This window comes from Stenotrophomonas sp. P5_B8, from assembly GCF_054049855.1.
Genome location: NZ_JBFULO010000169.1, coordinates 1 through 10,868 on the forward strand (window position 1 = coordinate 1; position 10,868 = coordinate 10,868).

The window sequence follows — 10,868 nt, forward strand, 5'->3', positions numbered from 1 at the left end:
AGCTTGTAACGCTCACGCTCACGACCGTGGGCATCGAGCACCGAGATTTCACCCGAACGCGAGACCGCCACCAGCGAACCGCTGGCGTGCTCGACCGACTTCAGGTTGTTGAACTTCACCGAACCGGTGGTCTTCACGGTGACGTTGTCGACCGCAGCCGCACGCGATGCCGCACCACCGATGTGGAACGTACGCATGGTCAGCTGGGTACCCGGCTCACCGATCGACTGGGCGGCGATGACGCCAACCGCTTCACCGATGTTGACGATGTGGCCACGGGCCAGATCGCGGCCGTAGCAATGGGCGCAGACACCGAAGGGCGAGGCGCAGGAGATGGTCGAACGGACCTTCACCGACTGCACGCTGGCATCTTCAAGCAGGGCCACCCACTGCTCGTCGAGCAGGGTGTTGCGGGTCACGATCGGATCTTCGTCGTTGCCCGGCAGGAACACGTCCTCGGCCACGACACGACCCAGCACGCGGTCCTTCAACGGCTCCACGACGTCGCCGCCTTCCACGATCGGGGTCATGGTCAGGCCTTCGGTGGTACCGCAATCCACCTCGGTGATGACCACGTCCTGCGCCACGTCGACCAGACGACGGGTCAGGTARCCSGAGTTSGCCGTCTTCAGCGCSGTATCGGCCAGACCCTTACGGGCACCGTGCGTAGAGTTGAAGTACTCCTGCACGTTCAGGCCTTCACGGAAGTTCGCCTTGATGGGCGTTTCGATGATCGAGCCATCCGGTCGCGCCATCAGGCCACGCATACCGGCCAGCTGACGGATCTGCGCCTGGCTACCACGCGCACCGGAGTCGGCCATGATGTACAGCGAGTTCATCGACTTCTGGTCGATGGTCTCGCCCTTGGCGTTGATCACCTTCTCGGTACCAATGGTGTCCATCATCGCCTTGGCGATGCGTTCATTGGTACGCGACCAGATGTCGACCACCTTGTTGTAGCGTTCGCCGGCGGTGACCAGGCCCGACTGGTACTGCTCCTGGATTTCCAGCACTTCGGCTTCGGCCTCGGTGAGGATGCCCTTCTTCTCGTCCGGGATCAGCATGTCGTCGATGCCGATCGACACGCCGGCACGGGTGGCGTAGGCAAAGCCGGTGTACATCAGCTTGTCGGCGAACACGACCGTGTCCTTCAAGCCCAGCTGGCGGTAGCTGGAGTTGATCAGGCGGCTGATGTTCTTCTTGGTCAGCTCGGTGTTGGCCAGCGCGAACGGCAGGCCTTCCGGCAGGATTTCAGCCAGCAGGGCGCGACCGATCGTGGTGTCCACGATCGAGGTCTTGTTCTGCTTGTTGCCGTCCTCGTCGGTCACCACTTCGGTGATGCGGACCTTGACGCGTGCGTGCAGTTCGACCACGCGGTTGTCGTAGGCGCGCTTGACTTCGGAGATGTTGGCGAAGGCCATGCCCTCGCCCTTCTTGTTCTCCAGCGAGCGGGTCATGTAGTACAGACCCAGCACGACGTCCTGCGACGGCACGATGATCGGCTCGCCGTTGGCCGGCGACAGGATGTTGTTGGTGGACATCATCAGCGCACGCGCTTCCAGCTGGGCTTCCAGCGAGAGCGGCACGTGGACGGCCATCTGGTCACCGTCGAAGTCGGCGTTGAACGCGGTGCAGACCAGCGGGTGCAGCTGGATGGCCTTGCCTTCGATCAGCACCGGCTCGAACGCCTGGATGCCCAGACGATGCAGGGTCGGCGCACGGTTCAGCATCACCGGATGTTCGCGGATGACCTCTTCCAGGATGTCCCAGACTTCGGCTTCTTCGCGCTCGACCAGCTTCTTGGCGGCCTTGATGGTGGTGGCCAGGCCACGACGCTGCAGCTTGGCGAACACGAACGGCTTGAACAGCTCAAGCGCCATCTTCTTCGGCAGGCCGCACTGGTGCAGGCGCAGGTACGGACCGACCACGATGACCGAACGGCCCGAGTAGTCCACGCGCTTGCCCAGCAGGTTCTGGCGGAAGCGACCCTGCTTGCCCTTGATCATGTCGGCCAGCGACTTCAGCGGGCGCTTGTTGGTGCCGGTGATGGCACGGCCACGACGGCCGTTGTCCAGCAGCGCATCGACCGATTCCTGCAGCATGCGCTTTTCATTGCGCACGATGATGTCCGGCGCGTTCAGCTCGAGCAGGCGGCGCAGGCGGTTGTTGCGGTTGATGACGCGGCGGTACAGATCGTTCAGGTCGGAGGTCGCGAAGCGGCCACCGTCCAGCGGCACCAGCGGACGCAGGTCCGGCGGCAGCACCGGCAGCACGGTCATGACCATCCACTCCGGACGGTTGCCCGACTCGAGGAAGGCCTCGACCAGCTTGATGCGCTTGGTCAGACGCTTGAGCTTGGTTTCCGAACCGGTGCTGGCGACTTCTTCGCGCAGGCGGGTCATTTCCGACTGCAGGTCGATGGTGCGCAGCAGTTCGTACACGGCCTCGGCGCCCATGGCGGCATCGAAGTCGTCGCCGTGTTCCTGGCGTGCCTGCAGGTACTGCTCTTCGGTCAGCAGCTGACGGCGCTCCAGGGTCGTCAGACCCGGCTCGGTCACCACGTAGGCTTCGAAGTACAGCACGCGTTCGATGTCACGCAGGGTCATGTCCAGCATCAGGCCGATGCGCGACGGCAGCGACTTGAGGAACCAGATGTGCGCGACCGGCGAAGCCAGGTCGATGTGGCCCATGCGCTCGCGACGCACCTTGGCCAGGGTGACTTCGGTGCCGCACTTTTCGCAGACCACGCCGCGGTGCTTCATGCGCTTGTACTTGCCGCACAGGCACTCGTAGTCCTTGACCGGTCCGAAGATGGCGGCGCAGAACAGGCCGTCACGTTCCGGCTTGAACGTACGGTAGTTGATGGTYTCCGGCTTCTTCACTTCGCCGAAGGACCACGAACGGATCAGGTCCGGCGAGGCCAGCGCGATCTTGATCGCGTCGAAGTCCAGCGTCTGGCGCTGCTGGTTGAAGAGGTTGAGCAAGTCTTTCATGGTGTTTCTCCGAAAGGAGGAAATCTTGTCGATGGGCTGTCAGTAAACAAACGGGTGGCGCGGCTGCCGGGGCAGGATTTCCTTCACGAGAACGTTGAAGGATTCCGGCATGCCCGCGACCATCTCGTGCTCACCGTCGACGATGTTCTTGTACATCTGGTTACGACCCTGCACGTCATCGGACTTCACCGTCAGCATTTCCTGCAGGGTGTAGGCCGCGCCGTAGGCTTCCAGCGCCCAGACTTCCATTTCACCGAAGCGCTGGCCGCCGAACTGCGCCTTGCCGCCCAGCGGCTGCTGGGTAACGAGCGAGTACGGGCCGGTCGAACGGGCGTGCATCTTGTCGTCGACCAGGTGGTTCAGCTTCAGGTAGTGCATGTAGCCCACGGTGGTGTGGCGATCGAATGCCTCACCGGTGCGGCCGTCATACAGCTGGGTCTGGCCGCTCAACGGCAGGTCGGCCAGGGCAAGCATGTGCTTGATCTCGGCTTCGGTGGCACCGTCGAACACCGGGGTGGCCATCGGCACGCCGTCGGTCAGGTTGTCGGCCAGGCGCAGCAGCTCCTCGTCGCTGAACTGGGTCAGGTCGACATGGTTGGCGTGCTGGGTCTTGTCATGGTTGTAGACATCGTCCAGGAACTTGCGCAGGTCGCTGATCGCGGCCTGGGCTTCCAGCATGCCCTGGATCTTGCGACCCAGGCCCTTGGCGGCCCAGCCCAGATGCACTTCCAGGATCTGGCCGATGTTCATACGCGACGGCACGCCCAGCGGGTTCAGCACGATGTCCACGGTCTCGCCCGAGGCCATGTACGGCATGTCCTCGACCGGCACCACGTTGGAGACCACACCCTTGTTGCCGTGRCGGCCTGCCATCTTGTCGCCCGGCTGGAKRCGACGCTTCACGGCCAGGAACACCTTGACCATCTTCAGCACGCCCGGCGCCAGGTCGTCGCCCGCGGTGATCTTGCCGCGCTTGTCGGCGAAGCGACGCTCGAATTCCTTCTCGTGCGCCTGGATCTGCTTCTGGGCGCGTTCGATGGCTTCGGAGGCGTCGTCATCCTTCATGCGCAGCACGAACCAGTCGGCCTTCTTCAGGCCGTCCAGGTAGGCGTCGGTAACGGTGTCGCCCTTCTTCAGGTTGGCACCGCCGTTGACCACCTTGCCCACGATCTGCGAACGCAGACGGGCGTAGATGGCGCCTTCCAGGATGCGGAACTGGTCGTCGAAGTCCTTCTTGACGCGCTTGATTTCAGATTCTTCGATCTGACGGGCACGCTTGTCCTTCTCGATACCGTCGCGGGTGAAGACCTGCACGTCGATGACGGTGCCGTCCATGCCCGGCGGCACGCGCAGCGAGCTGTCCTTCACGTCCGAAGCCTTCTCGCCGAAGATGGCGCGCAGCAGCTTCTCTTCCGGGGTCAGCTGGCTTTCGCCCTTCGGGGTGACCTTGCCGACCATGATGTCGCCGGCGCGCACTTCGGCACCGATGTACACCACGCCCGACTCGTCCAGGCGGTTCAGCGCCTGCTCGGACACGTTCGGGATGTCGGCGGAAATTTCCTCCGGCCCCAGCTTGGTGTCACGCGCGACGCAGGTCAGCTCTTCGATGTGGATCGTGGTGTAACGATCCTCTTCCACCACGCGCTCGGAAAGCAGGATGGAGTCTTCGAAGTTGTAGCCGTTCCACGGCATGAAGGCGATCAGCATGTTCTGGCCCAGGGCCAGTTCGCCGATGTCGGTGGACGGACCGTCAGCCAGCACGTCGCCACGCGCCACCACGTTGCCCACTTCCACCAGCGGACGCTGGTTGATGCAGGTGTTCTGGTTGGAACGGGTGTACTTGATCAGGTTGTAGATATCCACGCCGGCGTCGGTCGCGTCGGTGATCTCCACTTCGTTGACCTTGACCACGATGCGGCCGGCGTCGATCTGCACGATCTCACCGCCACGACGGGCGTTCACGGTCACACCCGAGTCACGGGCCACGGCGCGTTCGATACCGGTACCCACCAGCGGCTTCTGCGCACGCAGGGTCGGCACGGCCTGGCGCTGCATGTTGGCGCCCATCAGTGCACGGTTTGCGTCATCGTGTTCCAGGAACGGAACCAGCGCCGCTGCAATGGACACGGTCTGCATCGGCGAGACGTCCATGAAGTGGACTTCCGCCGGCGGCTTGAGCAGCGACTCGCCCTGGAAGCGGCACGGCACGAACTGCTCGGTGAGCATGCTGTTGGCATCGGTCAGGGCGTTGGCCTGGGCGATGACGTATTCGTTTTCTTCGATCGCCGACAGGAACTCGATGTCGTCGGAGACCTTGCCGTCGGCGACCTTGCGGTACGGGGTCTCGAGGAAACCGTACTGGTTGGTGCGGGCGTACACGGCCAGCGAGTTGATCAGGCCGATGTTCGGGCCTTCCGGGGTTTCGATGGTGCAGACGCGGCCGTAATGGGTCGGATGGACGTCGCGCACTTCGAAGCCGGCGCGCTCACGGGTCAGACCGCCCGGGCCCAGGGCCGAGACGCGACGCTTGTGGGTGACTTCCGACAGCGGGTTGTTCTGATCCATGAACTGGGACAGCTGCGAGGAGCCGAAGAACTCCTTGATGGCAGCGGCGACCGGCTTGGCGTTGATCAGCTCCTGCGGGGTCAGGCCTTCGGATTCGGCCATCGACAGGCGCTCCTTGACMGCGCGCTCGACGCGGACCAGGCCCACGCGGAACACGTTCTCGGCCATTTCACCGACCGAACGCACGCGACGGTTGCCCAGGTGATCGATGTCATCGACCACGCCGCGACCATTGCGGATCTCGGTCAGGACCTTGATCACTTCCAGGATGTCGGAGGTATCGGCATGCTCGGCGACCAGGCGCTTGGACTCTTCGTCGTTGCGCTCACCGAAGTACTTGCGGTCGTACAGCACCGCTTCGCCGGTGACAGCCTTGCGGCCGACACGACGGTTGAACTTCATGCGGCCGACCGTGGACAGGTCGTAGCGCTCGAAGGTGAAGAACAGGTTGTGGAACAGGTTCTGCGCGGCATCCTTGGTCGGCGGCTCGCCCGGACGCATCATGCGGTAGATCTCGACCAGGGCTTCCAGCTGGGTCTTGGTCGGATCGATGCGCAGGGTGTTGGACAGGTACGGGCCACGATCCAGGTCGTTCACCCACAGGGTGCCCACGGCATCGACGCCGGCCTTGCGGAAGGCCTGCAGCTGATCGTCGGTGATTTCGTCGTTGGCCTGGGCCAGCAGCTCACCGGTATTGGCGTCCACCACGTCGTGCGACAGGATGCGGCCGACGATGTAATCGTCCGGCACGGCCAGGGCGGCGATGCCGGAGGCTTCCAGCTGCTTGACGTGGCGCGCGGTGATGCGCTTGCCGGCTTCGACGATGACCTTGTCGCCGTCGGCCAGGTCGAAGTTCAGGGTCTCGCCGCGCAGACGCTCGGCCACCAGTTCGAGCTGCACACCTTCATCGGGGTTGATGTGGAAGGTGTTGATCTCGAAGAACTCGGCCAGCATTTCTTCATTGCTGTAGCCCAGCGCACGCAGCAGGATCGACACCGGCAGCTTGCGGCGACGATCGATACGGGTGAACAGCGCGTCCTTCGGGTCGAACTCGAAGTCCAGCCAGGAGCCGCGGTACGGGATGATGCGGGCGCTGTACAGCAGCTTGCCCGAGCTGTGGGTCTTGCCACGGTCGTGGTCGAAGAACACGCCCGGCGAACGGTGCAGCTGCGACACGATGACGCGCTCGGTACCGTTGACGATGAAGGTGCCGTTGTCGGTCATCAGCGGGATTTCGCCGAGGTAGACCTCCTGCTCCTTCACGTACTTGATGGCCTTGGTCGACGACTCGCGGTCGTAGATCACCAGGCGCACGGTCACGCGCAGCGGCGCGCCGTAGCTCATGCCGCGCTGGCGGCACTCGCGCTCGTCGAACACCGGTTCGCCAAGCTTGTAACCCACGTATTCCAGCGCAGCGTTGCCGCTGTAGCTGGCGATCGGGAAGACCGACTTCAGGGCGGCGTGCAGGCCCAGATCACGGCGCTTGGCCGGATCGATGTTTTCCTGCAGGAACTCCCGATAGGAATCCACCTGGATGGCGAGCAGGAAAGGCACTTCGAGGATCGAGCGCTGCTTGCCGAAATCCTTGCGGATACGCTTCTTTTCGGTGAACGAATATGACGTCATGGGGTCTCACCTTGGCTGTGCGGGCCGCCGTACAGGCGCGGCCCGAAGGGAACATGAAAATTGTCAGTTGGAAGTCGCTGGTATTGCCGGCACCAGCACGCCTTCTTTTGCTACTTCCAACTGCCAACTCGCCGGCCTGGGGCCGGAAAGGTCAGCCGACCAACGGTCGGCTCTACCGCAGCCGACCAACGGTCGGCTCTACCGCAGCCGACCAACGGTCGGCTCTACCGGTCGTTGTCGCAACAACGACCAAAGGCCGGGGGCTTACGCCCCCAGCCTTGGCTGCATCGCCGCGATTCGATGGCGAGGCAAGGAACTGCTTACTTGACTTCGACAGTCGCGCCAGCAGCTTCCAGGTCCTTCTTGAACTTGGCAGCGTCGTCCTTCGAAGCGGCTTCCTTGATCACGCCACCGGCTTCGGCCAGGTCCTTCGCTTCCTTCAGGCCCAGGCCCGTGATGGCGCGGACGGCCTTGATGACTTCGACCTTCTTGTCGCCGGCCGACTTCAGGATGACGTCGAATTCGGTCTGCTCTTCAACGACGGCAGCCGGGCCAGCCACAGCAGCGGCGACCGGAGCAGCGGCGGAGACGCCGAACTTCTCTTCGATGGCCTTGACCAGCTCCATCACTTCCATCAGGGAMTTCTCGGCGATTGCGTCGACGATCTGTTCGTTGGTAAGGGACATTTTGATTACCTTTGGATAATTTTCTGGGTTGAGGTTCCGTCAGGAACCACGGAAACGTCGACTCAGGCGGTCTCGGCAGCCGGTTCGGCAGCGTCGGCAGCGGCTTCTTCGCCACCACCCTGCTTGTCGCCGATGGCCTTGATGGCGCGGGCGAACATCGTGACCGGCTCGGTCAGGACGCGGGCCAGCATGGCCAGGGCCTGATCACGGGTCGGCAGCGAGGCCAGCACGTCGACATGGCCAGCCGGGAACAGTTCCCCGCCGATGGYCACGACCTTTGCCTGCAGCTTGTCGTTGGTCTTGGCAAAATCCTTGATCAGGCGACCGGCTGCGCCGGGCTCCTCGAGCGAGAACGCGTACAGCAGCGGACCGACGAGTGCGTCTTTGGCGCATTCGTATTCGGTACCTTCCACTGCACGTGCCGCCAGCGTGTTCTTGACAACTTTCAAGAAAACGCCGGTTTCGCGTGCCTGCTTGCGCATCGCGGTCATCTGGGAGACCGTGGTGCCAGCATATTCGGCTGCGATCAAGGAGTGAGCCTTGGCGGCGACTTCTGCCAGCTCCGCGACTACTTCTTGCTTCTGGGACAGATTGAGAGCCATTGCACTCCTCCAATTGAACTCCGCTTACGGCTCCTGCCGAGCGCGGTCCTGGGCGGTATCCCTCCTGGACGCCGGGAACATCAGGTGATGTTCCAAGGGTGGGCCGTTCTAGACCTGGATGGCCAACCTGGGAGAACCCAGACGTGCGTAAACCAGAAAAACTCCAGAAGGGCACCATCTACGCAGGGTGATTCCCGAGAGAATCGATTAAGCGGTCGGTACTGCGCCGGCGGCGACTCCTTGCCAAAGCGAGCATCCCTGCCCGTCGCCGGTATGTACTGACCGCGCCTGCGGTCTTTGACGGCTTCTCCGCGGGGTTGCCCCTGCTCGGATGCCTTCAAATGTGACGGACACGGGACCCGAAGGACCCGCGCCCGCTTGAAACGATTACTTCAGGGTCAGCGACGACGGATCGACGGTGACGCCCGGGCCCATCGTCGAGCTGACCGAAACCTTCTGCAGGTAGGTGCCCTTCGAGGTTGCCGGCTTGGCCTTGATCAGGTCCATCAGCAGCGCCTGCAGGTTCAACTTCAGCGCGTCTTCGGCGAAGTCGGCCTTGCCGATGGTGCAATGGATGATGCCGGCCTTGTCGGTGCGGTAACGCACCTGACCCGACTTGGCATTCTTGACCGCTTCACCCGGGTTGGCCGACACGGTGCCGACCTTCGGGTTCGGCATCAGGCCGCGCGGGCCGAGCACGGTGCCCAGCTTACCCACGACGCGCATGGCGTCCGGGGTGGCGATGACGACGTCGTAGTTCAGATCGCCGGCCTGCATCTTCTCGGCCAGGTCTTCCATACCAACGGCTTCGGCGCCAGCGGCCAGGGCTTCGTCAGCCTTGGCACCGGCCGGGGCGAAGACGGCGACGCGCACGCTCTTGCCGGTACCGGACGGCAGCACGGTGGAACCGCGCACCTGCTGGTCGGACTTCTTGGCGTCCACGCCCAGGCGCACAGCGACGTCGAAGGACTCGACGAACTTGGCCTTGGTAGCGGTCTTCAGGATCTTGATTGCGTCCTCGAAGGCATACGCCTTACCCGGGACGACGGCAGCCTTGATGGCCTTCTCACGCTTGGTCTGTGCCATCTTCTTAACCCTCCACCACGAGGCCCATGGAACGGGCAGAACCGGCAATCGTGCGCACCGCGGCGTCCAGGTCGGCGGCCGTCAGGTCGGCTTCCTTGGTCTTGGCGATTTCTTCCAGCTGCTTACGGGTCACCTTGCCCACCTTGTCGGTGTTCGGGCGCTTGGAGCCCGAGGAGATGCCAGCAGCCTTCTTGAGCAGCACGGCGGCCGGGGTGCTCTTGGTGATGAAGGTGAAGGTACGGTCCGAATAGGCCGTGATGATGACCGGCACCGGCAGACCCGGCTCCAGCTTCTGCGTGGCGGCATTGAAGGCCTTGCAGAATTCCATGATGTTCAGGCCGCGCTGACCCAGCGCAGGACCGACCGGCGGCGAGGGGTTGGCCTGACCGGCCTTCACCTGCAGCTTGATGTAACCGACAACTTTCTTTGCCATGAGTATGCTCTCCGGGTGCTAGCGCCTTACGACAACAGGCTCCCCATCGGACCGGGAATCACGCGTCCCGGCATCGCGTTTTGAATTCACGCAGAAGGCCACCTCGCGGCGGCCCTTGCTTTTTGCCAGCTTCCTGGCAGGAAGCCGCGCACTATATCAGAATTTTTTCGCCATTGCCGCAAGGCAGGCGCGACCGGGCCGTTCAGGTTCCGGGCGATGGCCCGGAACCTTGTTCCCGCAGGCTCAGACGGCCTTTTCGACCTGGCCGAACTCGAGCTCGACCGGGGTAGCACGACCGAAGATCAGCACCGAGACGCGCAGACGGCTCTTCTCGTAGTTGACTTCCTCGACCACGCCATTGAAGTCGTTGAACGGGCCTTCGGTGACACGGACCATCTGGCCCGGCTCGAACAGCACCTTCGGACGGGGCTTTTCCACGCCTTCCTGAACGCGGTCCAGGATGGCAGCAGCCTCTTCATCACGGATCGGCAGCGGACGATCGGCAGTACCGCCGATGAAGCCCATCACCTTGGAGGTGTCCTTCACAAGATGCCAACTTTCGTTGTCGATGCGCGGGATACCGTTTTCTTCGTGGGTCTCGATCTGGACCAGCACGTAACCCGGGAAGAACTTGCGCTCGGAACGGCGCTTCTGGCCGGCGCGCATTTCGACCACTTCCTCGGTCGGGACCAGGACATCACCGAAGCGCTCCTGCATCTCGTCACGCACGATGCGATCGCGCAGAGCCTGCGCAACCGACTTTTCGAAGCCCGAATAGGCGTGAACGACGTACCAACGCTTCACTGGTTTCTCCTTATCGACCCAGGAACCACTGGGTCGCTTTCTGAATCAGGAAATCAAATCCGCCCAGCAGGAG

Annotated in this window: 7 protein-coding genes; all 7 read right to left on the reverse strand. The window is 63.1% G+C overall.

The genetic code is table 11. From position 1 onward, the window contains the following. The coding region (gene rpoC / locus ACXJKH_RS10945) for a DNA-directed RNA polymerase subunit beta' (RefSeq protein WP_457319448.1) at nt 1–2,993 on the reverse strand (2,993 nt) is incomplete at its 3' end. A gap of 39 nt (nt 2,994–3,032) precedes the next feature. Next, nucleotides 3,033–7,184, reverse strand: a complete 4,152-nt coding sequence (gene rpoB, locus ACXJKH_RS10950) for a DNA-directed RNA polymerase subunit beta (protein ID WP_457319449.1) — start codon at nt 7,182–7,184, stop codon at nt 3,033–3,035. A 320-nt stretch (nt 7,185–7,504) separates the two neighbouring features. Then, the gene (rplL, locus tag ACXJKH_RS10955) at nt 7,505–7,870 is read right to left on the reverse strand and encodes a 50S ribosomal protein L7/L12 (RefSeq protein WP_457319450.1); all 366 of its coding nucleotides are present in this window, start codon (nt 7,868–7,870) and stop codon (nt 7,505–7,507) included. Between the two features lie 62 nt (nt 7,871–7,932). Beyond that, nucleotides 7,933–8,472 (reverse strand): 50S ribosomal protein L10, encoded by a 540-nt coding sequence (gene rplJ / locus ACXJKH_RS10960; RefSeq protein ID WP_457319451.1) that lies wholly within the window; start codon nt 8,470–8,472, stop codon nt 7,933–7,935. A 387-nt stretch (nt 8,473–8,859) separates the two neighbouring features. Beyond that, on the reverse strand, nt 8,860–9,558 hold the full coding sequence (rplA, locus tag ACXJKH_RS10965; protein ID WP_256775016.1) for a 50S ribosomal protein L1: 699 nt from the start codon (nt 9,556–9,558) through the stop codon (nt 8,860–8,862). A 4-nt stretch (nt 9,559–9,562) separates the two neighbouring features. Further along, entirely contained in the window at nt 9,563–9,991 is a 429-nt protein-coding gene (gene rplK, locus ACXJKH_RS10970) for a 50S ribosomal protein L11 (protein ID WP_017356002.1), read from the reverse strand. A gap of 243 nt (nt 9,992–10,234) precedes the next feature. Beyond that, the gene (gene nusG / locus ACXJKH_RS10975; RefSeq protein ID WP_019186115.1) at nt 10,235–10,795 is read right to left on the reverse strand and encodes a transcription termination/antitermination protein NusG; all 561 of its coding nucleotides are present in this window, start codon (nt 10,793–10,795) and stop codon (nt 10,235–10,237) included. Between the last annotated feature and the right edge of the window lie 73 nt (nt 10,796–10,868).

Excerpts from the sequence above, each read along its gene's own strand:
- rplA (WP_256775016.1), bottom strand. The coding sequence starts at position 9,558 with ATGGCACAGACCAAGCGTGAGAAGGCCATCAAGGCTGCCGTCGTCCCG.
- rplK (WP_017356002.1), bottom strand. The coding sequence starts at position 9,991 with ATGGCAAAGAAAGTTGTCGGTTACATCAAGCTGCAGGTGAAGGCCGGT.